This window comes from Mannheimia massilioguelmaensis (assembly GCF_000940515.1).
GTDB classification, from domain to species: Bacteria; Pseudomonadota; Gammaproteobacteria; order Enterobacterales; family Pasteurellaceae; genus Basfia; species Basfia bettyae.
Genome location: NZ_CDQL01000004.1, coordinates 87,779 through 112,181, shown reverse-complemented (window position 1 = coordinate 112,181; position 24,403 = coordinate 87,779). Strand labels below are relative to the sequence as shown.

Genomic DNA, 24,403 nt, shown 5'->3' with positions numbered 1-24,403 from the left:
CGAGAATTATGGGTTTAATAATTTTTCGTCTAATAACAAATCTTCATTTTTATTAATGCTAATACCTTTTTCAATCACATGGCGAGCGGCTATTTGAGCTTCAGCAAGTGAATGTTCAGTATATGTGCCACATTGGTATTCATTTAATTCTGGAATTTGATCTTGAGATTTAACCACTAGCACATCTTTCATTGCTGCTAGCCAAGCGGTTGCCACACGTTGCTCATCTGGACAGCCAATTAATGACATATAGAAACCTGTACGGCATCCCATTGGCGAAATATCAATAATTTCTACATCCCTCGCATTTAAATGATCACGCATAAAGCCCGCAAATAAATGTTCTAAGGTATGAATACCTTTAGATGGAATATTTTCTTTATTGGGAATACAAAAACGCAAGTCAAACACCGTAATATCATCCCCTTTGGGAGTTCGCATTGTTTTAGCAATACGTACTGCCGGGGCTTTCATAATTCTGTGGTCAACTTTGAAGCTATCGAGCAATGGCATAATTTATCCTTTTTTTAATTTTTTTGAACTTTCTGACATATTACGAGTCTTATGAATAGCAACTTACAGTTGTGATTAATAATAAAAAATTGGTTCCTTAGGTTATATTTTGCCACTCATCTCAATGAGTGGCTTTTTTATTTTAGCAAATCTAACTTATTTTTAACATTTATAAAAATTGATAACCTATGACCAAATAGCATAAAAATAAATAACGTAAGGTTTTACCTATTAACATAAAGCTAAAAACCTTTCCCCAAGGTAAACCTATCCAACCTGCGACTGCACAAAACACATCACCTACAACTGGCATCCAACTTAATAATAAAGCAAAGCTACCATAACGCTTAAATTTTTCTAAAACCCACCGCACTTTTGCATTGGATTGCTGGCTAAGCTCAGGGGATGGCAACCAACATCCAATCCAATAGGTTGTCATTCCACCCAAAGTATTACCAATAGTTGCTACCACTAATAAAAGCAATATTGAACTAGAAAAATAATGTTGAGCAGATAATTGCATCGCCGTTGCTAATCCAAGAAAAATAATCTCTGAACTGCCAGGCAACACTGTCGCACTAAGAAAACTACTCGCAAACATTAAATAAAGGCTATGATGTTGCCAAAACTCTGCCCAAAATGTCCATTCAAACATAATACAACATCAACATTCTATAGTTCATTTTATATCTCATTGTGGCGATTTTATTTTTATCTCTTATTTATTTGTAATAATATTATTGAAGCGAATATCCCACACATCCATGCCACCAGCCAATGCAGCTTGAACACCAAAATCTGCATCTTCAAAAACTAAACAATGTTTAGGTTCTACATTCAATAATTCTGCACAACGCAAAAACGTCTCAGGAGCAGGTTTATGCTGTTTTACATCCTCAGCCACCACCATCGCATTAAAATAATGCGCTAAATTAAAATGGCTTAGTAACAAATCCACCATACTTTGATGCGAACCTGTTCCCAACGCCAATGGTTTTTTACGATAAAAATGTTGTAAAACTTGTATAGTTGGCAGCAATGTCGCTTTCTCAATAACTAACTTTCGTCCAAAATTACGTTTTAAAATAACTAATTGTTCTTCTAGTTCAGGGGGGACGCCATAACGACGCATAGTTTCTTCTGCAATCACTTTAGTGGGAGCGCCTGCAAACTCATACATCACATCACCTTTAATCGGATAGCCTAATACTTCGCCTACTTTTTCCCAGGCAAGAGCATGACTAGGCATCGTATCTATAAGTGTACCATCCATATCAAAAATCAGTGCATCATATTGATTAATCAGCTCAAAATCGAACATGTTTATCCTCTTTTTTATTTTTCTACATTTTCCTATAAATTTGTGATCTATGCACTGTTTAATTTTAATACATTTGTTATGCTTAAAATGATCCTAACTTACCCCATGAGTCTTATGAAATTAGCAGAACATTTAATATTATTAGAAGAGCGACAGCTAATTAATAGCAATTTATCAACTATCATGTTAAGAATTGAGAAACGCCTTATAGATTATTGGAAAGTTGATGTTACAACCAAACAAATGGAAATGGAATTATTGCATCTTGCCATGGCTTTAGGTCGAATAAACAGGGGCTATGCAGCTCAACCTCTACATAAAGACATTATGGAAGAAATTAAAAGTGCGGTGTATTTTCCAAAAATTTTAGAAATACATAGAGATATTCTTACACTTATCCCTTTTTCTATTCCAGAGAGCGAACAAACTCATTTAATTGCAAACTGGTATTCTCTTACGATTGCCCAACCTTGGGTGTTAAAACAAGATTAGTCACAACCAACTAATAAAATATTAACTCATGAAATATATGGCTAAATAAATAAGTGAATAAGAAAAAATCAGTTAGTTTTGATAAAAAGGGAATTAAGAGATTTAGTGAAATGGCGCACCCGAAAGGATTCGAACCTTTGACCGCTCGGTTCGTAGCCGAGTACTCTATCCAGCTGAGCTACGGGTGCGCTGATTGATTTCTCAATATTAGCAAACTTTATTTATTCTCGCAATCTATTATTGACCAGTTCAATCTAGAGTAAAAATTGAAATGGCGCACCCGAAAGGATTCGAACCTTTGACCGCTCGGTTCGTAGCCGAGTACTCTATCCAGCTGAGCTACGGGTGCCCTGAGAGTAAATGGCGGTGAGAGAGGGATTCGAACCCTCGATGCAGTTTTTGACCACATACTCCCTTAGCAGGGGAGCGCCTTCAGCCTCTCGGCCATCTCACCGTCGTCGGTTTGTGGGCGGTATCATACTTTTTTCTGAAAATAAGTCAAATGATTTTTTACAAAACTTTGCAATCCGTCACTCATTTGTCGGAATTATGTGCAATTTAACTCAATTTCATTTAATTACGTTTTAACATTGCTCGCAAATTAGCAATATTGGCTACCGCTTTCTGTTCTTTTTGTTCTGCCGTTAACGCTGGCTTATCACGTTCCCATTGCAAATCATCTTGTGGTAATTCCAATAAGAAACGACTTGCTTCAGGTTTAATTAACTCACCAAATTGACGGCGTTCTTTACATAAAGTAAAACGCAATGTGCGTTGTGCTCTAGTAATACCTACATAAGCTAGGCGTCGTTCTTCTTCTACATTATCTTCATCAATGCTGGTTTGATGAGGTAAAATCCCCTCTTCCATTCCCACTAAAAATACATGGGGAAATTCTAGTCCCTTAGATGCATGCAAAGTCATCAGTTGCACCTGATCAGACTCATCATCCTCTTCTCCACGTTCTAGCATATCTCGTAAAGTGAGACGAGTGACGACTTGATTTAAGGTCATTGGCTCATTAAATTCATCGCCTTTGAGCATATCATTCACCCATTCAAATAAAGTCACCACGTTTTTTGACTGCATTTCGGCAGCTTTAGGGCTATTGGCATATTCATACAAATATTCTTCATAGTGAATCTGTGCCAACATGGAACGAACGGCGCGTTGTGGTTCAGAACGTACCACTTCATCACTTAATTCCACCATCCAACGCCCAAAGTTTTGTAACGCATTATAAGCTTTAGGGGTAACAAGCTGAATTAAGTCAAAATCAAAAATTGCTTCAAATAAGCTCACGTGTTTTTGATTGGCTAACATGCCTAATTTTTCTAAGGTTGCTGTACCAATTTCACGTTTGGGCGTATTCACAATACGCAAAAATGCAGAATCGTCATCTTGATTCACAAGTAATCGCAAATAAGCCATCATATCCTTAATTTCTACACGGGAGAAAAATGAGGTTCCACCTGAAATTTTATAAGGAATACGATTTTGCATTAGTACTTTTTCTAATAAACGCGATTGATGATTGCCTCGATATAAAATGGCATAATCTTGATATTTTGTTTTATTGATAAAACGATGAGCAATCAATTCACCAACCACACGTTCAGCCTCATGTTCTTCATTTTTGGCTTCAATAACCTGTAGTTTTTCACCTTCGCCAATATTAGAGAATAGTTTTTTATCAAAAACATGATCATTATTATCAATAAGAATATTAGCGCAATGCAAAATCCGTTGCGTAGAACGATAATTCTGTTCGAGCTTAATCACTTTTAATTGTGGGAAATCATCACGTAAACGCACCATATTCTGTGGGCGTGCACCACGCCATGAATAAATAGATTGGTCATCATCGCCTACCACTGTAAAGCATGCTCGTTGCCCGACTAATAATTTAATCAACTCATATTGACTGGTGTTAGTATCTTGATACTCATCCACTAATAAATAACGAATTTTTTCTTGCCATTTCAACCGCACTTCCTGATGAGTTTTAAATAGTAAAGTAGGAAGCATAATTAAATCATCAAAGTCTAAGGCGTTATAAGCACGAATCTGATTAGCATAACGCTCATAACATTTGGCAAAAGTTTGTTGCTTTTCATCTCGTGCAAATTTAGCCGCTTGGCTTGGCATGACTAAATCATTTTTCCAATTTGAAATCGTCGAAATCAGCTCACGTAATAGATCTTTATCCTCTAGTAATAAATCAGCCGTTAATTCTTTTAATAATGCCATTTGATCATGTTCGTCAAATAACGTCATATTCGCTTTAAAACCAAGATGCTTATATTCTCGTTTAATGATATCGAAACCTAAGGTATGAAAAGTCGAAATCGTTAAACCTTTAGTTGATTCTTTACCAATAGAATGGGCTACACGCTCTTTCATCTCTCGAGCGGCTTTGTTAGTAAAAGTTACTGCTGCAATTTGTTTTGGTAAATAACCGCACTTTTCTATCAAATAGGCGATCTTATTAATAATCACACGTGTCTTGCCAGACCCTGCACCTGCAAGTACTAAGCAAGGTCCAGAGGTATACTCCATGGCTTCTTGTTGTTGAAAATTAAGTTTCATTTATTCCTGTGACCAAACATAAGGTAAAAGTGCGGTATCTAATAAGAAAGAAAGGGGTAAATCTAAAATTGGTAAACCCCATTGCTGTGCCTGTTGCCAATCAAGCTTAGTCCCATCATAAGCCTCATACTTATCTCGGGGATTAATTAATTGAACAATAGTTCCACAGCCCGTCATACAGAAAAGTGCGGTTAAAATGAGTAAATTTTTAATCATAAATTGCTATCTCAAATAATGTTATACATTATAAGCGAAAATCATGGCTTTGTTAGGGAAATTTCTGTCATAAAACTGATATGCTCATGAGTCTTCATTAGCAAATAATGATAGATTAAAAAATATACAGACCATTTTACGCCTTTTTACGTCTCTCAAAATCCATCTTACTGTATACATATCACATTGATTTAAAATAGTTTTTTAGATTTTAAAAGAGATAACTAAAGTTTACTAAATCACATTCAAAAGTTATTAGCAAATTCAACCACAATCTTATCCACAGAAAATCTGAATAACTCACAAATGGCTAAAAACCGCTATAAATTTCACCAAACCTCGGGTTTATTTTTTTCATCTCATGTGGATAACTTACCCTTGAAATTTGCTTTGTTTTTTGTCAAGAGGCAGAAGATTAAAAAATACCACTATTGATAAAGATCTTTTTTAGGTTTTTGTAATATAAAAAGATCTTTGTGAGAAAAAAATCTTTTTTGCTACTTATTCAGTGATTATCCACTAAATTATTCACATCTTGTGGAAATGTGGATAACTTGCTTATGGGCTGCTTTACTAAAATTTTTTCTATTATCACCGCACTTTATTTGTGATTTCTGTGGATAATGATTGAGTAATACCTCAGATTATGAAACAATTTAGGGTTATCAGAATATATAAAACATTTATTTAAGGTGAGCGATAGTGATCGATTTCGATGGCTACCGTCCTAATGTTGGCATTGTCATTTGTAACAACAAGGGACAAGTTATGTGGGCCAAGAGGTACGGACAAAATTCATGGCAGTATCCACAAGGTGGCATCAATGATGGCGAAACACCAGAACAAGCAATGTTTCGTGAATTGTATGAAGAAGTTGGATTAACTCGTAGAGATGTCAAAGTACTCTATGTATCCAAACAATGGCTACGCTATAAATTGCCAAAACGTTTGTTGCGATATGATAGTAAACCAATGTGTATTGGACAAAAACAACGCTGGTTTCTTGTACAGTTAATAAGTAACGAAAAAAATATTAATATGAATTGTACCCCTTCTCCTGAATTTGATGGATGGCGTTGGGTAAGCTTTTGGTATCCAGTTCGGCAAGTGATCTCTTTCAAACGTGATGTGTATCGCAAAGCGATGAAAGAATTCGCAACATTCCTTTTTGATCCAAATAAAACCAGTAATGTACTTTTATCAGCTATTGATGAAAAAAAGAAAAATCATACTGTAAAAAAAGCTCAACATCCTTATCGAACTCAAGATAAAAAACGTAAATTCAGAGGCTAATATGCTAACTTTTTTCATTATTACATTACTTGTCGGTACTATTGTTGGCTTTTTAGCAGGTATTTTTGGTATCGGTGGAGGATTAGTGATTGTGCCTACACTCCTCTATTTATTGCCCATGGTTGGCGTACCTGATGAAAAATTAATGGCAACCGCATTAGGTACCTCTTTTGCGACAATTATTTTCACTAGCTTATCATCTGCTTATCGTCATAATAAAATGGGGAATGTGGTATGGGAAACTGTTAAATATCTTGCACCTAGCGCAGTCATTGCCATTTTTATTTCTGGCTTATTTATCGGCAAATTACCAAAAGATATTTCCAGTAAACTATTTGCACTCTTAGTGGTCTATTTAGCCATAAAAATGGTGTTATCTATTCGTCAGAAAAAATCTGAAAATACTGCTATTACACCATTAACACCACAAAAAACGATTCTCGGTGGGATTGGTATTGGTATTGCCTCAAGTGCTGCGGGGATTGGCGGTGGAAGCTTCATTGTTCCTTTTCTTAATTCTCATGGCATTGAGATGAAAAAAGCTATTGGTTCATCATCATTTTGTGGTGCTTTTTTAGGTTGTGCAGGGATGTTTAGTTTCATGATCGGAGGTTGGGCAACAGAAGGTATGCCTAATTGGTCATTAGGTTATATTTATTTACCTGCTGTGTTAGGTATTATGGTGACTTCATTCTTTACCTCAAAGCTTGGTGCTGAAGTTGCCAATAAGCTACCTGTTACTAAACTCAAAACCTATTTTGCTGTTTTCTTGATTCTTATGGCAATCAAGATGATTTTAGGATAATTCTTTAATAAGGAAATTTATGGAAAACCAGTTTTTAACTTTCCCCCAAATTGATCCCATTATTTTTTCCATTGGCCCTATCAGCTTGCGCTGGTATGGTTTAATGTATTTGATTGGTTTTATGTTCGCCCGTTGGCTTGCTGTTCGCCGAGCCAATCAACCGAATAGTGGCTGGACAATTGAACAAATTGATAATTTATTATTCAATGGTTTCGCTGGCGTGTTCCTTGGTGGACGAATTGGCTATGTATTATTTTATCAATGGGATCTATTCCTCAGAGATCCAATGTACCTCTTCCGAGTTTGGGAAGGCGGCATGTCATTTCACGGTGGTTTAATTGGGGTAATTATTTCCATGCTGATCACCTGCAAATTACAAAAACGTTATTTTTGGGCTGTAGCTGATTTTATTGCTCCTCTCATTCCATTCGGTCTGGGAATGGGACGCATTGGCAATTTTATCAATGATGAACTTTGGGGAAGAGTCACCGACGTACCTTGGGCAGTCCTATTCCCATCAGGTGGCTACTTACCACGCCACCCTTCACAACTCTACGAATTTTTCTTAGAAGGCATAGTATTATTCTGTATCTTAAATTGGTTTATTAGAAAACCTCGCCCAATAGGCTCAGTATCTGGCTTATTCTTATTATGCTATGGACTATTCCGATTCATTGTAGAATTCTTCCGTGAACCTGATGTACAACTAGGATTATATTTTGGTCAACATATCTCAATGGGACAAATTCTATCAACACCAATGATTATTCTTGGTGCATTATTTATCGCTATAGCCTACCGTCGTAAAACTGCGGTATAAAAAACAAAAATTTTGGGAAAGATATATGCGTCAATATTTAGATTTATGCCAACGGATTATTGAGCAAGGCACTTGGGTTCAAAATAACCGTACAGGAAAACGTTGCTTAACCATTATTAATGCTGATTTAAACTATGATGTTGCCAATAATCAGTTTCCAATTATTACTACTCGTAAAAGTTATTGGAAAGCGGCTATCGCAGAGTTTCTGGGTTATATTCGAGGTTATGATAATGCCGCAGATTTTCGTAAACTCGGTGCGAAAACCTGGGATGCAAATGCCAATGAAAATCAAGCTTGGCTAGCTAACCCACACCGTAAAGGGACCGATGACATGGGCCGCGTCTATGGTGTGCAAGGTCGAGCATGGCGTAAACCCAATGGCGAAACCATTGATCAACTACGTAAAATTGTCAATAATTTAAGCCGAGGTGTAGATGATCGTGGTGAGATTCTAACTTTTTTTAACCCTGGTGAATTTGATCTCGGTTGCCTACGCCCTTGTATGTACAATCATACCTTTTCATTGCTTGGTGATACTTTATATTTAACCAGTTATCAACGTTCTTGTGACGTACCACTAGGGTTGAATTTCAATCAAATTCAAGTGTTTACTTTTCTAGCACTGATGGCTCAAATTACAGGAAAGAAAGCTGGTATGGCTTACCATAAAATTGTAAATGCGCATATTTATGAAGACCAACTTGAATTAATGCGTGATGTACAATTAAAACGTGAGCCATTCCCATCTCCTAAATTGGAAATTAATCCAGATATTAAATCTCTTGAAGATCTTGAAACTTGGGTAACGATGGATGATTTTAAGGTCATCGGCTATCAATGCCATGATGCGATTAAATATCCATTTTCTGTATAACTCAGCTTATAAAGTGCGGTAAGCTTTTTCAAAATTTCTACCGCACTTTTCTCCTTATACTTTGCTTATGACAATAATGACGATTAGTGAACAACAGGCTTTTGATGAATATATGATGGCTCATGCGCTTTCCTTAGCGGATAAAGCAGAAGCATTGGGCGAAATCCCTGTTGGTGCAGTATTAGTGGATGAACAAGGTAAAATTATTGGTGAAGGCTGGAATTTATCTATCGTTAATTCTGATCCTACTGCCCATGCAGAAATTATTGCATTACGTAATGCTGGGCAAAAGCGACAAAATTATCGTCTACTTAATACCACCCTATATGTCACTCTAGAACCTTGTACGATGTGTGCAGGTGCTATTCTACATAGCCGAATTAAGCGTTTGGTTTTTGGTGCTGCTGACTATAAAACAGGAGCTGTAGGATCTAGATTTCATTTTTTTGATGATTACAAAATGAATCATGTGATTGAAGTGACTGGTGGTATTTTAGAGGAAAAATGTAGTCAAAAACTAAGTGCTTTTTTTAAAAAACGCCGAGAACAGAAAAAACACCAAAAAAATACCGCACTTTCCACTGAAAATAGCCCATAAGAAAACCATCATAATGATGGTTTTCTTTTAATATTTTACATTTTTTAATCCGTATCCTTCAAGAATACCTTTCACATGTTCCATAAGCTCTTTTGTTGGTGGTTTTACATCTTCCAATTCATATTTGTCACCAAGCACTTCCCATTTATGTGCACCTAAGCGATGGTAAGGCAATAGCTCTACTTTCTCAATATTCTGCATATCTTTAATAAAGTAGCCTAACATATGGATATCGTCATCATTATCCGTATATCCTGGCACAACAACATGACGTATCCAAGTACGTTTATTACGTTCAGCAAGATATTTGGCAAAGTCGAGCACACGTTTATTCGGTACACCAATTAGGCTTTCATGAATTCGTTCATTCATTTCTTTAAGATCTAGCATAACTAGATCGGTTTCATCAATTAATTCATCAATAATATGATCATGATGACGAACGAAACCATTAGTATCTAAGCAAGTATGAATACCCACCTCATGGCAAGCTCTAAACCAGTCTCTTACAAATTCAGCTTGTAAAATTGCTTCCCCACCAGAAGCAGTGACACCACCACCAGAAGCATTCATAAAATGGCGATAAGTCACCACTTCTTTCATTAAATCTTCTACTGAAATTTCTTTACCACCATGCAAGTCCCACGTATCTCTATTATGGCAGTATTTACAACGCATCAAACAACCTTGTAAAAATAAAATAAAACGAATACCCGGACCATCAACTGTACCACAGGTTTCATATGAGTGAAATCTTCCTAAAACTGACATATGCATGTCCTTAAATCATTGAATTGTTGATAGCTTGCAGGATTATAACAAAAAAATCTGTTTTTTTCAGGTTAAAAACTTATTGCATGTAGTCAATATAATAACAATAAATCTATTATCAATATTTCAGATATAAAAAATTCCGCCTATTCAAAGCGGAATTTTTTTATTTATAGATTATATATTATCTACGTAATTACATTGATTGTGTAAAGGTACGAGTAATAACATCTTGTTGTTGTTCTTTGGTTAATGAGTTAAAACGAACAGCATAACCAGATACACGAATTGTTAATTGTGGATATTTTTCTGGGTGTTCCATTGCGTCTAATAACATTTCACGGTTAAGAACATTAACATTTAAGTGTTGACCACCTTCAACTGTTGCTTCATGATGGAAATAACCATCCATTAAGCCCGCTAAATTACGACGTTGTGCTTCATCATCTTTACCTAATGCATTTGGTACGATTGAGAAAGTATATGAAATACCATCTTTTGCATAAGCAAATGGAAGTTTAGCCACAGAAGTAAGTGAAGCAACAGCACCTTTTTGGTCACGACCGTGCATTGGGTTAGCACCTGGGCCGAATGGTGCACCAGCACGACGACCATCTGGAGTATTACCTGTTTTCTTACCATATACCACATTAGAGGTGATAGTAAGAACAGATTGTGTAGGAGTCGCATTGCGATAAGTTTTGTGTTTTTGAACTTTTTTCATAAAACGTTCAACTAAATCAACAGCTAAGTCATCTACACGTGGATCATTGTTACCAAATTGTGGATATTCACCTTCGATTTCAAAGTCAATAGCGACATTTGAAGCAACTACGTTGCCATCTTTATCTTTGATATCGCCACGAATTGGTTTAACTTTTGCATATTTAATTGCTGATAATGAGTCAGCAGCAACTGAAAGACCAGCAATACCACAAGCCATTGTGCGGAATACATCACGATCATGGAATGCCATTAATGCTGCTTCATAAGCATATTTATCATGCATAAAGTGAATAATATTTAATGCTGTCACATATTGTGTTGCTAACCAGTCCATGAAGCTATCCATACGTGTCATAACTTCATTGAAATCTAACACATCTGATGTAATTGGAGCTGTTTTAGGACCAACTTGCATACCATTCTTTTCATCGATACCACCGTTAATTGCATATAGCATAGTTTTCGCTAAGTTTGCACGAGCACCGAAGAATTGCATTTGTTTACCAACAACCATTGGAGATACACAACATGCAATTGCATAATCATCGTTGTTGAAATCTGGACGCATTAAATCATCGTTTTCATATTGAACAGATGAAGTATCAATAGATACTTTAGCACAGTAACGTTTGAATGCTTCTGGTAATTGTTCAGACCAAAGAATTGTTAAGTTTGGTTCTGGAGAAGTGCCCATTGTGTATAAAGTATGTAATACACGGAAGCTATTTTTAGTGACTAATGGACGACCATCTAATCCCATACCTGCTAATGTTTCAGTTGCCCACATTGGGTCGCCTGAGAATAATTGATCGTATTCAGGAGTACGTAAGAAACGAACCATACGTAATTTCATTACTAAATGATCCATTAACTCTTGTGCTTGTTGTTCAGTGATTAAACCACGTTTTAAGTCACGTTCGATATAAATATCTAAGAATGTAGATGTACGACCGAATGACATTGCTGCACCATTTTGTGATTTAACTGCAGCTAAATATGCAAAATATGTCCATTGGATAGCTTCTTGAGCATTGGTTGCTGGTCCAGAAATATCATAACCGTAAGAGGCTGCCATTTCTTTAATTTTGCCTAAAGCTCTGTGTTGTTCAGCAATTTCTTCACGTAATTGAATTGTGGCTTGAATATCTTCACCAGCTTCTAAGCGAGCTTGTAATGAAGTAAATTGTGCTTTTTTATCAGCCATCAAATAGTCAATACCATATACAGCTAAACGACGATAATCACCGATAATACGACCACGACCATAAGCATCTGGTAAACCTGTTAACACACCTGATTTACGGCAACGTAAAATATCTGGTGTATATACATCAAATACACCTTGGTTGTGGGTTTTACGATATTCAGTAAAAATAAATTCAATTTGAGGATCTAATTTACGACCATAGACTTCACATGAGCCTTTGATCATTTTAATACCACCATATGGCATAATTGCGCGTTTTAATGGAGCATCAGTTTGTAGACCAACAATTTTTTCTAAATCTTTATTGATATAACCTGGCTTATGAGAAGTAATAGTTGATGGTGTATATTCGTCAAAATCTAAAGGAGCATGAGTTTTATTTTCAACTTTAATGCCTTCCATCACATTATTCCATAACTCAAGTGTTGCTGGAGTTGCATCAGCTAAAAATGATTCGTCACCTTCATATGGTGTATAGTTCTTTTGGATAAAATCACGAAGATTTACACCATTTTGCCATTCACCAGGAACAAATCCTTCCCATGCTTTTTTTTGAGCTTCAGTTAATTCAACCATTGTTCATACTTCCTTATTGTTTAGTATTGATAAAACATTGAAATCTTATAAGAACGCCGACGTATGAATAAGTCAGCGTCCTTATTCCCTAATTAATGTGGACGACTGGTATACCATTGCATTAAACCTATGCAAATCGCCCCTCCGACAATATTACCTAAAGTCACTGGAATTAAATTTTTAACTATAAGATGATAGACATCCAAATTTGCAAATTGTTCAGGATTTAATCCAATTGTTTGCCAAAACTCTGGAGAACCCGCATGTGCAATGAGCATTCCCATTGGAATCATAAACATATTTGCAACACAGTGTTCAAAACCAGAGGCAACAAACAAGGCAATAGGTAAAATCATAATAAACGCTTTATCTGTTAACGTCTTACCTGCATAAGCCATCCAGACAGCTATACATACCATAATATTACAAAGAATACCTAAACAGAATGCCTCAATCCAAGTATGCTCTACCTTATGTTGAGCAGTTTTTAAAATAGTTAAGCCCCATTGTCCATTGTCTGCCATAATTTGACCTGAAAACCAAATTAATGCCACAATAAATAATCCGCCAACAAAGTTACCAAAATAGACAACAATCCAGTTACGTAACATTTCATAAGTAGATATTTTTCCGTCAACACGAGCAATAATTGATAAGGTCGACGAAGTAAAGAGTTCACAACCACAAACAACAACCATAATAACACCCAGAGAGAATACTAATCCTCCCACCAGTTTAGTCAGTCCCCAAGGAGAGCCACCACCGCCTGTTTGTGTAGTTGTATAAAATACAAATGCGAGAGCAATAAACATACCTGATGAAATTGCCGATAGAAAAGAATAATATTGTTTTTTAGTTGCTTTATAAGCGCCAACGTCTCGACCTGTCACAGCGATTTCGGTAGGTGAGGCTATACAAGTAGATTTAAGATCTTCTGTTTTCATTTTTCATTTCCTCGAATAATACCCTGATCCAAATTAATTAAGCTAATTTGATTAGCTAGAAAAATACTGCAGACTAAAAGTAAATTGTCAGTGGCTGAATTATAAGAAATTCATATACTATATAATAGTTATTTATGTGATCTAGGTCTCTCTTTTAAAAAAAAGTTGACTTAAATCAAAGTTAACCCCAAAGAGTCATATTCATAGGAATGATCAAAAAGTCCAGAATTTAACATCTTTTAATTTAAGTTGATAAATTGCTATTTTGTCTAATTTCTGATAAAAAGTGCGGTAAATTTTTCAAAAAAATATAGGGAATAAAAAATGTCAGAAGAAACCATTTTTAGCAAAATTATTCGTAAAGAAATTCCTGCAAATATCCTTTATCAAGATGAATTAGTCACTGCATTTCGTGATATTTCACCACAAGCAAAAACACATGTTTTAATTATTCCTAATAAACTCATTGCTACCGTAAATGATGTGACGACAGAAGATGAACTTGCATTAGGTCATTTATTTACAGTCGCAGCGAAAATTGCTCAACAAGAAGGCATTGCTGAAGATGGTTATCGTCTCATTGTTAATTGCAATAAACATGCTGGCCAAGAAGTCTTCCATATTCATATGCACTTATTAGGTGGCGAACCTTTAGGGCCCCTTGTTGCTAAGTAAGTAAATCATATGAAAAAGTTTATATTAGTCGCTGTTAACTTATTGTTAGCAGCTTGTTCAATACAAAAACCAAGTTTAACTCATAGCCAAAAACCTATTTTGAATATTACGGCTGATGCTAATTCTTATATAGAAGCTAGCGTTAGCCAAAATTCAGCTTGGGTAAAAAACAAGACCAATCAACCGATTAATGTGTACTACAGCTTATATTGGTATGATCAAAACGGGGTGACTCAGGTATTTAGTCCACAACAAGATAAATATCGTGCCTCACTGCTGCTACAACCCTTACAAAAATCAGAAATAAACCTTAGCAGACCGACACCTGAAAGTGTAAACTATCGCTTATATATCCATATGAATTAATGTCTTGTGCTTAGACATCCTATTTGTCTATTATTTTATTAGGTTTATATGTCAACGTTACTCATGGACCTTAAAGGTCAAGAATTACAACAAGAAGAAATTGAATTACTAGAACACCCTTTAGTCGCAGGATTAATTTTATTTACACGTAATTTTTACGATCGTGAACAAATTCAGGCACTGATTAAAGATATTCGCCAACGTGTAAAAAAACCTTTGCTGATTACGGTTGACCAAGAAGGCGGCCGTGTACAACGTTTCCGCAATGGTTTTACTCAACTTCCTGCTATGCAAGCTTTTGCGGCAATGATTGAAGATCCAGAATTACAACTTGAAACTGCGAAAGAAGCGGGCTGGCTAATGGCTGCGGAAATGGCAGCTTTAGATATTGATCTCAGTTTTGCACCAGTTTTAGATCTCGGGCATGAATGTCAAGCCATTGGAGATCGTAGTTTCAATTCAGAGATAGAAACTGTCATTCCCTTAGCCTCTGCCTTTATTGATGGAATGCATTTAGCGGGCATGGCAACCACGGGTAAACATTTTCCTGGTCATGGACATGTTTTAGCCGATAGCCATTTAGAAACACCTTATGATAAACGTCCAAGTAAAGTCATTTTTGAACGAGACATTCAACCATTCAAACAACTCATTGCACAAAATAAATTAGATGCAGTTATGCCCGCTCATGTAATTTATAGCCAATGTGATAGCCAACCTGCTAGTGGTTCACGATATTGGTTACAAGAAGTTTTACGTAAACAACTTGGCTTTCAAGGTGCAATTTTCTCCGATGATTTAGGTATGAAAGGGGCAAATTTCATGGGCGATTTTGTTGCACGTAGTGAAAAAGCACTTACCGCAGGCTGTGATTTATTATTACTTTGTAATGAGCCTGAAGGAGTCATTCAGGTGCTTGATGGATTAAAATTTTCTGAAAATCAACCGCACTTTGAAGCACGCCAACAACGCTTAACCTCTTTATTTAAAAAGAAATCTTTCAGCTGGAATGAATTAATAAAGACAAGCCGATGGCTCGAAAATAATAAAAAACTATCGATATTGCAACAACGTTGGTTAGATGCAAAGGCCTAAATATGTTTAAGTTTGCCTTTGAAAGCTAAGCAACTTAAAAGTTCTAGACAATTTTATTTGACCACAACCAATGACAAAATTTTGGTAAAAATGCTAACTAGCTAAAAATAACTACAAACTCAATATTGATTGCCCAACAAATAACGAATAGATAAATGCTTAACTGCCTACATTTCCAAAATCAGCAATGTACCTCCTGTCAGTGGATCGAGAAAAACTATTCCGATCAACTGATAGAAAAGCTTGCCCATCTAAAATCTCAACTCGAGCACCTTGACCAATCAACACTACAGTGGATAAGCCCTTTTCAATCCGCACAAGCAAACTTTCGTAATAAAGCTAAAATGGTGGTAAGCGGTGCTGTTGAGCGTCCGATTCTAGGTATTTTGAAGGATCCAAGCGATCCACAAAGTGCCGTGGAGCTGATTGATTGTGAGCTTTATCCAAAAAGTTTTGCCTCACTGTTTCCTATCTTAAAAGACTTTATTGGTCGGGCAGGATTGGTGCCTTACAATATTCAAAAACAAAAAGGCGAACTCAAATATATCCTACTCACAGAAAGTTGTTATTCAGGTGACGTAATGTTACGTTTTGTGCTACGTTCTGAAACAAAAATTCCATTAATTGAGCGAGAAATTACTGGCTTAATAGCCAAATTACCTCAATTAAAGGTCATTACTGCCAATATCCAACCGCAACCTGCAGCAATTTTAGAAGGTGAAAAAGAAATCTTTTTTACGGAGCAACAAGTATTAGAAGAACAATTTAATCAGATTCCTTTATTTATTCGTCCACAAGGTTTTTTTCAAACTAACCCACAGGTGGCAGAAGGATTATATGGCACCGCACAACAATGGATAAAAGATTTACCCATTGCTAAATTATGGGATTTATTCTGTGGCGTTGGAGGTTTTGGTTTACATTGTGCTAAAGCTTTATCGGTAACCCGTCCTGACATTGAGCTCACAGGTATTGAAATATCTCCTTCAGCTATCTATTCAGCCACCTTATCTGCGCAAAAGTGCGGTCTAAACAAGGTAAATTTTAAGTCCCTTGATGCTGCCAATTTTGCCTTGGATAAAGAGCAAAGCAAACCTGATTTGGTAATAGTCAATCCACCACGTCGAGGTATTGGTAAGGCTTTGGCACAATTTCTCAATGAAATGCAACCTCCGTTTATTCTTTACTCAAGTTGTAATGCAGTGACTATGGGTAAAGACTTAACCGAACTGACTCATTACCAAATGCAAAAAATTCAATTATTCGACATGTTTCCACACACATCGCATTATGAAGTACTCACCTTATTAACTAGAAAATATTAGGATATTTATGAAAATTACTGTTTATTGTGGAGCAAACAATAGCACCAATCCCAAACATCAAGAAACCACCATTCAATTAGCTAAATGGATTGCTGAAAACCACCATACACTTGTCTATGGTGGAGCAAAAAAAGGTTTAATGGGGATTATCGCAGATACTGTATTACAGCATGGTGGACAGGTAATTGGCGTAATTCCTCGCTTTTTGAAAACAAAAGAAAAAGCTCATACTGGTCTCACAGAAATGCTTACGGTAGAAAATATGCCAGCACGTAAAATGAAAATGTTTGAATTAGGAGAGGCTTATATTGCGCTTCCTGGTGGTTTAGGGACATTAGAAGAAATTAGTGAAATGGTTTCTTGGGCTCGCATTGGGCAAAATCCAAATCCTTGTATTTTTTACAATGCCGACAATTATTATACACCACTTAAACATTTCTTTGATGACATGGTAAACACAGGATTTTTATCCCAAGCAGATAGAGATTTAGTTCTATTTTCTGCGGACTTAACAGAAATTCAAGACTTTATTGACCATTATCAACCACCTGAATTTCACCCTGAATAATTATTTAAGGGACAATAGAGCCATAACATAACCAAACTTACTTTGAAATAAAAAGTGCGGTGAAAATTTTTAAAATTTCTACCGCACTTTTACTACTATTCTACATGCTCAGTTAAGAAACCACCACTTTGGTGCTGCCACAATTTGGCATATAACCCATTCTTTTCTAGTAATTCTGCATGAGTACCTTGTTCAATAATTTGACCTTTATCTAATACAATTAGACGATCCATCGCAGCAATTGTTGATAAACGATGTGCAATGGCAATAACAGTTTTATTTTCCATCATCTTATCAAGGCTCTCTTGGATTGCAGCTTCAACTTCTGAATCTAAGGCACTTGTTGCTTCATCTAATAATAAAATTGGCGCATCTTTTAACATTACACGAGCAATAGCAATTCGTTGACGTTGACCACCAGATAATTTGACACCTCGTTCACCCACATGTGCATCATAACCATGGCGACCTTGAGCATCACTTAAGTAAGGAATAAAATCTGCTGCTTCGGCACGTTTTGCTGCATTAATCATTTCTGCCTCTGTAGCCTCAGGACGACCATAAATAATATTATCACGCACTGAACGGTGTAATAATGAAGTATCTTGTGTAACTAAGCCAATCTGACGACGTAAACTTTCTTGTTGAACATCTAATACGTTTTGTCCATCTATAGTAATCACACCATTTTGCGGTTCATAGAAACGTAATAATAAGTTCACAATAGTTGATTTACCGGCTCCTGAACGGCCTATTAAACCCACTTTTTCACCAGGTTTAATCACTAAATTAAAGTTATTCAGTAATGGCTTTGAGGCATCATAATAGAAATTAATATTATCAAAACGAATTTCACCTTTAGTTACCTTTAATGCAGGTGCATTAGGTTTATCCACGATAGTACGAGGTTTTGATAAAGTTGTCATACCATCATTTACCGTACCAATATTTTCAAATAAACGTGCAGACTCCCACATAATCCAACGAGATAATCCATTCACCCGTAATGCCATGGCTACCGCAGTCGCAATCGCACCAACCCCGACAGCCCCCTGTTGCCATAACACCACACCTAAAATGGCGGTTGTTAATGTTAAAAATACATTAGCGGCATAAGTTAAAGTATCTAGTGAGGTCGCTAAACGCATTTGCGCATGAACTGTTAGCATAAATTCTTCCATTGAACTTTTTGCATAAGCAGCCTCACGTGCGCCATGAGAAAATAATTTAACCGTTGTGATATTCGAATAGGCATCGGTAATACGACCGGTCATTAATGAACGAGCATCTGCCTGACGTTCTGCGGTTTTTGATAGTTTAGGAATGAGTACACGTAAAATAGTGATAAAAATAATAATCCATAGAATGAAAGGCACCAGGAACCAGCTATCTAAGGCAACCAATACCACACCAGAACTAATAAAATAGACCAGCACATAAACCATCATATCAGCGAGTGTGAGCACTGTATCACGTACCGCTAAAGCGGTTTGCATGACTTTGGCAGAAACTCGGCCTGCGAATTCATCTTGATAGAAACTAAGACTTTGTCCAAGCATTAAACGGTGGAAATTCCAGCGTAAGCGCATAGGAAATACACCTTGCAAGGTTTGCAAACGAACAGCCGAAGCGAGAAATGACCAAAGAACGCTAAAAACGAGTAAGCCTCCCATAGCCGATAATAATGTTCCTTTCTCTTGCCATAAGGTGAGTGGATTATAATGACCAAGCCAGTCAACTAATACTCCCATAAATTGGAATAATAGCGCCTCCATTACACCCGTTCCTACCGTTAATACTGCGAGTAGCAGGATCCATTTTTTCATTCCCTCTAAACTTGACCAGATAAATTTAAATAGCCCTTTTGCTGGGGTTTCTGGTGTTTGTTGTGGATAGGCATCTAGTCTATTTTCAAACCACGAAAAGATTTTATTGAACATTATTTTCTCATTTCCTAACTTACACAAAGGCTGTGCATTATACGCTTTTTTTCTTATTGGATAAATAAACTCCAAGCAAACTTATCTTCATTTTGGAGCAATAAACTTATTGTGCATTAAGTGTTCGATAAGTCAGAAAATAGTAACAAATAACAGCTCCTGTTACACAGCCCCCCATGGTAAATAACATCGGTGCTGCGGTATCCATTTTCATCAAGGCAACTAAAGAACCAATTAATGCCCCTAACCCAAAACGTACACTTCCTGCTACAGAATTAGCCGTACCCGCCATTGTTGGGAATTTTTCTAAAATAGAAGCCATGGCATTCGATGAAATCAAGGAATTTTGTCCAACAAAAACCGCCACGCCAATTGCCATTGGCCAAAAGCCAAGATCAAATACCGCAACCAAAATCAGCCACCATCCTGCAATAAATTGTATAATTAACCCCAATTGCATCATACGTTCCGCACCTACGCGGTGAACAATTCTTCCATTAATAAAAGACCCTAAAGTCATAATGCCAATATTAATCATGAAAAAATAACCAAATTGATCTACAGGAACACCATAAAGTCCAATATATACAATTGAACCTGCGGTTAAGAAAGAAAAAAGCCCTCCAAAACCAAGCCCCGATGAAAACATATATCCTAACACTTCTTTATGTTTCCACAGTGTAACAAAATTACGCATTACCACATTCAGCCGCAAGGGAATACGATTTTCTTTTTTGTGTGTTTCAGGAATAATAAAAAACACCAGTAATGCACTAATTATTCCCATAAATCCAATCACATAAAAAATACTATGCCAGTGAAAATAAGAAACAATATACCCACCAATAATAGGAGCAACCAGTGGAGCAATCATCACGACTAAAATGATCATAGACATCATTCTCGACAATTCTTCTTTGTCAAATAAATCTCTTAATAATGCACCTACCAAAACAACAGGGGCGGAACCAAAGAAGCCTTGTAAAAAACGTAATGTTGTAAAATGCGTAATAGATTCAACACCTGTTAACATAAATGCCGCAATTGCACCAACCATAACGCCTAAGAGAATAATAGGCTTACGCCCATAACTATCGCCTACAGGTCCCCAAAATAGTTGCCCAATAGCCATTCCTAAAGTAAAAAAGGTGAGTGTATACTGAACCTGTTCAGGATCGACACTAAGATCCTGAGCAATATTCAAAAAAGAGGGTAAATACATATCAACACCAAGAGGAGGTAGCATTGATAGTATTCCTAGGGTCATAACAAATACCCAATTAGCACGAATAATATTAGATTGTTGCAAAATATATCCTATTTATTAAAACTAGTAATCTCGTCTGTTGTAAGAATACGAAATTCACCTTCAGCTAAATTTTGATCTAACTCAATCTCGCCAATTTTCCAACGATGTAAGCCAATCACTTTATTTCCCAACGCTGCAAACATTCGTTTGACTTGGTGATACCGTCCCTCACTAATTGTCAAATTCACATGATAGTCATCAATAATCTCTAATTTCGCTGGTTTGGTCGGCTCTAACTCACCACGTAACATAATTCCTTGTTCACAAGCTTCCCGATAATTATTTTCTACAGGATCTGCCAGTGTGACAAAATAAGTTTTCTCACAATGATGTTTAGGTGAGGTAATTCGATGTGACCATTGACCATCATCAGTTAATAAAATTAACCCTGTTGTATCTACATCTAAACGCCCAGCACTATGTAATTTATTTGCTATGGAATAATCAAAAAATTGATAGATAGTAGGATATTCTCCATCCTCATTTGCACACACATAACCCTGTGGCTTATTAAACATTAAATAAATACCATCTTCTATCCACTCTAATAGCTGATCATCAAAATAAATTTGGTCTTCAGAACTCACTTGAATCGCACCACTTTTTACTTTCTCACCATTTACCTTAACTCGATGCTGGCGAAGTGCTTTTGTCGACTGTGAACGTGTCAAACCTGTGGTTTCAGCAAGGAATTTATCTAATCTCATAAAACTCTCAACTTATTTTCTTTAACAAATGTATATTCAAATCAATGAATCATTTTATTATTCTAGCCTGTTATCAAAAATTGCACAAAATAAAGTGCGGTTAGATTCTAATTAATTTTGTAAAAAATATGTAAAAACTTGGACTTTATCACAGTTTTTAATTTAATTATGTGTATAATCGAAAGATTAATACTTAATCCGAGTATCTTAGTAAACTATTTTATGCATTTCTATAAAAGAGGATAGTTATGGACAAACAACTACGACAAACCGCTCTAGATTTTCACCAATTTCCTGTACCTGGTAAAATTGAAGTCACACCAACAAAATCATTAGCAACACAACGAGATCTCGCATTGGCTTATTCACCTGGTGTCGCAGAACCTTGTTTAGCCATTAAAGATGAGCCGATGGATGCTTATAAATATACAGCTAAAGGAAATCTTGTCGCCGTTATCTCAAATGGTACAGCTGTATTAGGATTAGGTAATATTGGTGCACTTGCAGGTAAACCTGTCATGGAGGGAAAAGGTGTTCTTTTCAAAAAATTTGCAGGTGTAGACGTATTTGATATTGAAATCAATGAAAAAGATCCAGAAAAACTAGTTGAAATTATCGCTGCATTAGAACCTACCTTTGGTGGTATCAACCTTGAAGATATTAAAGCACCAGAATGTTTTTATATTGAACAAAAATTACGTGAACGCTGTAATATTCCTGTATTCCATGATGATCAACATGGTACTGCTATTATCAGCTCAGCTGCAGTATTAAACGGTTTACGTATTGTTAATAAAAAAATTGAAGATGTTCGTTTAGTTGCTTCAGGTGCAGGAGCGGCAGCAATTGCCTGTTTAAATTTATTAGTTTCTCTTGGTATGAAAAAGGAAAACATCACGGTATGCGACTCAAAAGGAGTTATTTACCTCAATCGTGATGACAAAATGGATGAAACGAAAAAACGCTATGCAATTAAAGATAATGGCTGGAGAAATCTAGCTGATGCTGTAAAAGATGCCGACATTTTCTTAGGCTGTTCAGCAGCAGGGGCATTAACTCAAGATATGGTAAAAACCATGGGGCCAAACCCATTAATTCTTGCACTAGCAAATCCTAATCCAGAAATTACCCCAATAGAAGCAAAAGCCGTTCGCCCAGATGCTATTGTTTGTACAGGTCGTTCAGACTTCCCAAATCAAGTTAATAATGTGCTTTGTTTCCCATTTATTTTCCGTGGTGCATTAGATGTCGGTGCTACAACAATTAATGAAGAAATGAAAATGGCTACCGTACGAGCTATTGCGGATTTGGCATTAGCAGAACAAAGCGAAGTTGTCACATCAGCTTATGGCGATAGCTCAGAAATAACCTTTGGCCCTGAATATATTATTCCTAAACCTTTTGACCCGCGTTTAATTGTACGTATTGCACCAGCAGTTGCAAAAGCGGCAATGGACAGTGGCGTAGCAACTCGTCCAATTACTGACTTTGATGCTTATATCGAAAAATTGACACAATTTGTTTATAAAACCAATTTATTTATGAAACCTGTTTTTGATCAAGCTAAAAAAGATAAAAAACGAGTTTTATTAACTGATGGTGAAGAGACTCGCATATTACATGCGGTACAAGAAATTACTACATTAGGTATTGCAAACCCTGTATTACTAGGTCGCAAAGATGTGATTGAAGCTAATATCAAAAAACTAGGTTTAAAAATTGCAGTAGGTAAAGATTTCGAAGTATTAAATACAAACGATGAAGAAATCTACAACAAATGCTGGAGCTTATATCACAACAACCTTAAACGTAATGGCGTCACTGAAGCAATGGCAAAACGCCGCATGTTAACTAATAGTACAGCCATCGGTTCAGCATTATTAGAATTAGGCTATGCGGATGCGATGTTGTGTGGTTTAGTCGGTACTTACAGTTCTAACCTATCATTATTAAAAGAAGTCATTGGTATAAAAGCTAATGTAGCCACCCCAGCAACCGTTAATGGTGTAGTATTACGTAGTGGTAACTTATTTATTACAGATACGTTCGTTAATGAAAATCCAAATGCGGAAGAATTAGCTGAAATTACCTTGATGGCAGCAGATGAAGTACGTGCATTTGGTATTGAACCTCAAATAGCATTAATTTCTCATTCAAACTATGGCTCTGCTAATAATGAAAGTGCGGCTAAAATGCGTAAAGTTTTAGAACTGGTAAAAGCTAAAGCACCTAACTTAATTATTGATGGCGAAATGCACGCTGATCTAGCATTAAATGCCGATCTCCGTGATTCATTTATGCCTGATAGTCCAATCAAAGGTTCTGCAAACTTACTGGTTATGCCAAATATGGAATCCGCTCGTATTAGCTTAAATCTATTACAAGGCACTGCAACGCCAATCACCATTGGACCAATCTTAATGGGCTTCAATAAACCAGCTCATATTTTAACCTCTAAGAGTTCTGTACGTCGTATCATTAATATGGTGGCTATTGCTGCAGTTAAAGCACAAAACGTAAAATAATTAATAGCTAATCCTCTAAATAGCTTATGTTGACCCAATATTCACATAAGCTATTTTTTTGTTAAAAATTTGTATTTTTAATGATCTTAATCAAATTTATTGTTAAAATGATTCCGATTTATTCACTTACTTTATAAAAAAGGAG

At 36.2% G+C, this 24,403-nt stretch carries 23 protein-coding genes and 3 tRNA genes; 12 read left to right on the top strand and 14 right to left on the bottom strand.

What is annotated here, in order from left to right; translation table 11 throughout:
- Nucleotides 1-6 precede the first annotated feature (6 nt).
- From luxS to BN1226_RS01860, 3 genes are all read right to left on the bottom strand, one after another.
- Entirely contained in the window at nt 7-513 is a 507-nt protein-coding gene (gene luxS, locus BN1226_RS01870; RefSeq protein WP_044469743.1) for an S-ribosylhomocysteine lyase, read from the bottom strand.
- A gap of 169 nt (nt 514-682) precedes the next feature.
- Complete coding sequence (locus tag BN1226_RS01865; protein WP_044469742.1) at nt 683-1,168, bottom strand: YqaA family protein; 486 nt, start codon at nt 1,166-1,168, stop codon at nt 683-685.
- A 63-nt stretch (nt 1,169-1,231) separates the two neighbouring features.
- Nucleotides 1,232-1,834 (bottom strand): beta-phosphoglucomutase family hydrolase, encoded by a 603-nt coding sequence (locus tag BN1226_RS01860; protein ID WP_044469741.1) that lies wholly within the window; start codon nt 1,832-1,834, stop codon nt 1,232-1,234.
- 105 nt (nt 1,835-1,939) lie between these two features.
- Between BN1226_RS01860 and BN1226_RS01855 the strand changes: the two genes are divergently transcribed.
- Nucleotides 1,940-2,326 carry a hypothetical protein gene (locus BN1226_RS01855; RefSeq protein ID WP_239384644.1) on the top strand — a complete coding sequence of 129 codons (387 nt, stop codon included), beginning with the start codon at nt 1,940-1,942 and terminating at the stop codon, nt 2,324-2,326.
- A 111-nt stretch (nt 2,327-2,437) separates the two neighbouring features.
- Here BN1226_RS01855 and BN1226_RS01850 read toward each other — a convergent pair.
- From BN1226_RS01850 to BN1226_RS01830, 5 genes are all read right to left on the bottom strand, one after another.
- Nucleotides 2,438-2,514: transfer RNA gene (locus tag BN1226_RS01850), tRNA-Arg, on the bottom strand.
- 84 nt (nt 2,515-2,598) lie between these two features.
- A tRNA-Arg gene (locus BN1226_RS01845) sits at nt 2,599-2,675 on the bottom strand.
- 12 nt (nt 2,676-2,687) lie between these two features.
- Nucleotides 2,688-2,780 (bottom strand) — tRNA-Ser (locus tag BN1226_RS01840).
- Nucleotides 2,781-2,899: 119 nt separating this feature from the next.
- The gene (gene rep, locus BN1226_RS01835; protein WP_044469739.1) at nt 2,900-4,915 is read right to left on the bottom strand and encodes a DNA helicase Rep; all 2,016 of its coding nucleotides are present in this window, start codon (nt 4,913-4,915) and stop codon (nt 2,900-2,902) included.
- Nucleotides 4,916-5,131, bottom strand: a complete 216-nt coding sequence (locus BN1226_RS01830) for a YceK/YidQ family lipoprotein (protein WP_044469738.1) — start codon at nt 5,129-5,131, stop codon at nt 4,916-4,918.
- Nucleotides 5,132-5,833: 702 nt separating this feature from the next.
- Between BN1226_RS01830 and rppH the strand changes: the two genes are divergently transcribed.
- The 5 genes from rppH (at nt 5,834) to tadA (ending at nt 9,524) form a co-directional block, all read left to right on the top strand.
- Nucleotides 5,834-6,424 (top strand): RNA pyrophosphohydrolase, encoded by a 591-nt coding sequence (gene rppH, locus BN1226_RS01825; RefSeq protein WP_044469737.1) that lies wholly within the window; start codon nt 5,834-5,836, stop codon nt 6,422-6,424.
- Between the two features lies 1 nt (nt 6,425).
- Nucleotides 6,426-7,229, top strand: coding sequence for a sulfite exporter TauE/SafE family protein (locus tag BN1226_RS01820; protein WP_044469736.1), 804 nt, complete (start codon nt 6,426-6,428; stop codon nt 7,227-7,229).
- Between the two features lie 19 nt (nt 7,230-7,248).
- Complete coding sequence (lgt, locus tag BN1226_RS01815) at nt 7,249-8,049, top strand: prolipoprotein diacylglyceryl transferase (protein ID WP_044469735.1); 801 nt, start codon at nt 7,249-7,251, stop codon at nt 8,047-8,049.
- A 25-nt stretch (nt 8,050-8,074) separates the two neighbouring features.
- A complete protein-coding gene (locus BN1226_RS01810; protein WP_005758568.1) occupies nt 8,075-8,926 on the top strand; it encodes a thymidylate synthase in 852 nt (283 codons plus the stop codon).
- Nucleotides 8,927-9,002: 76 nt separating this feature from the next.
- On the top strand, nt 9,003-9,524 hold the full coding sequence (gene tadA / locus BN1226_RS01805) for a tRNA adenosine(34) deaminase TadA (RefSeq protein ID WP_077064980.1): 522 nt from the start codon (nt 9,003-9,005) through the stop codon (nt 9,522-9,524).
- Between the two features lie 27 nt (nt 9,525-9,551).
- Here the strand turns inward: tadA and pflA are convergent, their stop codons facing one another.
- From pflA to focA, 3 genes are all read right to left on the bottom strand, one after another.
- Nucleotides 9,552-10,295: a pyruvate formate lyase 1-activating protein gene (pflA, locus tag BN1226_RS01800; protein ID WP_044469733.1), complete on the bottom strand. Its 744-nt coding sequence runs from the start codon at nt 10,293-10,295 to the stop codon at nt 9,552-9,554.
- Between the two features lie 196 nt (nt 10,296-10,491).
- Nucleotides 10,492-12,804 carry a formate C-acetyltransferase gene (pflB, locus tag BN1226_RS01795; protein ID WP_005758374.1) on the bottom strand — a complete coding sequence of 771 codons (2,313 nt, stop codon included), beginning with the start codon at nt 12,802-12,804 and terminating at the stop codon, nt 10,492-10,494.
- Between the two features lie 92 nt (nt 12,805-12,896).
- A complete protein-coding gene (focA, locus tag BN1226_RS01790) occupies nt 12,897-13,748 on the bottom strand; it encodes a formate transporter FocA (protein ID WP_044469732.1) in 852 nt (283 codons plus the stop codon).
- A 324-nt stretch (nt 13,749-14,072) separates the two neighbouring features.
- On the opposite strand from focA, the gene hinT reads away from it, so the two are divergent.
- The 5 genes from hinT to BN1226_RS01765 all read left to right on the top strand — a co-directional run bounded on the left by hinT (nt 14,073) and on the right by BN1226_RS01765 (nt 17,777).
- Nucleotides 14,073-14,423: a purine nucleoside phosphoramidase gene (gene hinT, locus BN1226_RS01785; protein ID WP_044469731.1), complete on the top strand. Its 351-nt coding sequence runs from the start codon at nt 14,073-14,075 to the stop codon at nt 14,421-14,423.
- Nucleotides 14,424-14,432: 9 nt separating this feature from the next.
- Complete coding sequence (locus BN1226_RS01780) at nt 14,433-14,789, top strand: DUF1425 domain-containing protein (RefSeq protein ID WP_044469730.1); 357 nt, start codon at nt 14,433-14,435, stop codon at nt 14,787-14,789.
- Between the two features lie 48 nt (nt 14,790-14,837).
- The gene (gene nagZ / locus BN1226_RS01775) at nt 14,838-15,884 is read left to right on the top strand and encodes a beta-N-acetylhexosaminidase (protein ID WP_044469729.1); all 1,047 of its coding nucleotides are present in this window, start codon (nt 14,838-14,840) and stop codon (nt 15,882-15,884) included.
- 155 nt (nt 15,885-16,039) lie between these two features.
- The gene (gene rlmC / locus BN1226_RS01770; protein WP_044469728.1) at nt 16,040-17,209 is read left to right on the top strand and encodes a 23S rRNA (uracil(747)-C(5))-methyltransferase RlmC; all 1,170 of its coding nucleotides are present in this window, start codon (nt 16,040-16,042) and stop codon (nt 17,207-17,209) included.
- Between the two features lie 7 nt (nt 17,210-17,216).
- Nucleotides 17,217-17,777, top strand: coding sequence for an LOG family protein (locus tag BN1226_RS01765; RefSeq protein WP_044469727.1), 561 nt, complete (start codon nt 17,217-17,219; stop codon nt 17,775-17,777).
- Nucleotides 17,778-17,872: 95 nt separating this feature from the next.
- Here the strand turns inward: BN1226_RS01765 and BN1226_RS01760 are convergent, their stop codons facing one another.
- The 3 genes from BN1226_RS01760 to rsuA form a co-directional block, all read right to left on the bottom strand.
- On the bottom strand, nt 17,873-19,717 hold the full coding sequence (locus tag BN1226_RS01760; protein ID WP_044469726.1) for an ABC transporter ATP-binding protein: 1,845 nt from the start codon (nt 19,715-19,717) through the stop codon (nt 17,873-17,875).
- Nucleotides 19,718-19,823: 106 nt separating this feature from the next.
- The gene (locus BN1226_RS01755) at nt 19,824-21,026 is read right to left on the bottom strand and encodes a Bcr/CflA family multidrug efflux MFS transporter (protein ID WP_275425075.1); all 1,203 of its coding nucleotides are present in this window, start codon (nt 21,024-21,026) and stop codon (nt 19,824-19,826) included.
- Nucleotides 21,027-21,034: 8 nt separating this feature from the next.
- Nucleotides 21,035-21,733 carry a 16S rRNA pseudouridine(516) synthase RsuA gene (gene rsuA / locus BN1226_RS01750; protein ID WP_044469724.1) on the bottom strand — a complete coding sequence of 233 codons (699 nt, stop codon included), beginning with the start codon at nt 21,731-21,733 and terminating at the stop codon, nt 21,035-21,037.
- Between the two features lie 248 nt (nt 21,734-21,981).
- On the opposite strand from rsuA, the gene BN1226_RS01745 reads away from it, so the two are divergent.
- Nucleotides 21,982-24,258 (top strand): NADP-dependent malic enzyme, encoded by a 2,277-nt coding sequence (locus BN1226_RS01745; RefSeq protein WP_044469723.1) that lies wholly within the window; start codon nt 21,982-21,984, stop codon nt 24,256-24,258.
- Nucleotides 24,259-24,403: the final 145 nt, after the last annotated feature.

What these genes read in the sequence shown, in the direction of transcription:
- luxS (WP_044469743.1), bottom strand. Translation starts at nt 513, where the DNA reads ATGCCATTGCTCGATAGCTTCAAAGTTGACCACAGAATTATGAAAGCC.
- BN1226_RS01865 (WP_044469742.1), bottom strand. Translation starts at nt 1,168, where the DNA reads ATGTTTGAATGGACATTTTGGGCAGAGTTTTGGCAACATCATAGCCTT.
- BN1226_RS01860 (WP_044469741.1), bottom strand. Translation starts at nt 1,834, where the DNA reads ATGTTCGATTTTGAGCTGATTAATCAATATGATGCACTGATTTTTGAT.
- BN1226_RS01855 (WP_239384644.1), top strand. Translation starts at nt 1,940, where the DNA reads ATGAGTCTTATGAAATTAGCAGAACATTTAATATTATTAGAAGAGCGA.
- rep (WP_044469739.1), bottom strand. Translation starts at nt 4,915, where the DNA reads ATGAAACTTAATTTTCAACAACAAGAAGCCATGGAGTATACCTCTGGA.
- BN1226_RS01830 (WP_044469738.1), bottom strand. Translation starts at nt 5,131, where the DNA reads ATGATTAAAAATTTACTCATTTTAACCGCACTTTTCTGTATGACGGGC.
- BN1226_RS01820 (WP_044469736.1), top strand. Translation starts at nt 6,426, where the DNA reads ATGCTAACTTTTTTCATTATTACATTACTTGTCGGTACTATTGTTGGC.
- lgt (WP_044469735.1), top strand. Translation starts at nt 7,249, where the DNA reads ATGGAAAACCAGTTTTTAACTTTCCCCCAAATTGATCCCATTATTTTT.
- BN1226_RS01810 (WP_005758568.1), top strand. Translation starts at nt 8,075, where the DNA reads ATGCGTCAATATTTAGATTTATGCCAACGGATTATTGAGCAAGGCACT.
- tadA (WP_077064980.1), top strand. Translation starts at nt 9,003, where the DNA reads ATGACGATTAGTGAACAACAGGCTTTTGATGAATATATGATGGCTCAT.
- pflA (WP_044469733.1), bottom strand. Translation starts at nt 10,295, where the DNA reads ATGTCAGTTTTAGGAAGATTTCACTCATATGAAACCTGTGGTACAGTT.
- pflB (WP_005758374.1), bottom strand. Translation starts at nt 12,804, where the DNA reads ATGGTTGAATTAACTGAAGCTCAAAAAAAAGCATGGGAAGGATTTGTT.
- focA (WP_044469732.1), bottom strand. Translation starts at nt 13,748, where the DNA reads ATGAAAACAGAAGATCTTAAATCTACTTGTATAGCCTCACCTACCGAA.
- hinT (WP_044469731.1), top strand. Translation starts at nt 14,073, where the DNA reads ATGTCAGAAGAAACCATTTTTAGCAAAATTATTCGTAAAGAAATTCCT.
- BN1226_RS01780 (WP_044469730.1), top strand. Translation starts at nt 14,433, where the DNA reads ATGAAAAAGTTTATATTAGTCGCTGTTAACTTATTGTTAGCAGCTTGT.
- nagZ (WP_044469729.1), top strand. Translation starts at nt 14,838, where the DNA reads ATGTCAACGTTACTCATGGACCTTAAAGGTCAAGAATTACAACAAGAA.
- rlmC (WP_044469728.1), top strand. Translation starts at nt 16,040, where the DNA reads ATGCTTAACTGCCTACATTTCCAAAATCAGCAATGTACCTCCTGTCAG.
- BN1226_RS01765 (WP_044469727.1), top strand. Translation starts at nt 17,217, where the DNA reads ATGAAAATTACTGTTTATTGTGGAGCAAACAATAGCACCAATCCCAAA.
- BN1226_RS01760 (WP_044469726.1), bottom strand. Translation starts at nt 19,717, where the DNA reads ATGTTCAATAAAATCTTTTCGTGGTTTGAAAATAGACTAGATGCCTAT.
- rsuA (WP_044469724.1), bottom strand. Translation starts at nt 21,733, where the DNA reads ATGAGATTAGATAAATTCCTTGCTGAAACCACAGGTTTGACACGTTCA.
- BN1226_RS01745 (WP_044469723.1), top strand. Translation starts at nt 21,982, where the DNA reads ATGGACAAACAACTACGACAAACCGCTCTAGATTTTCACCAATTTCCT.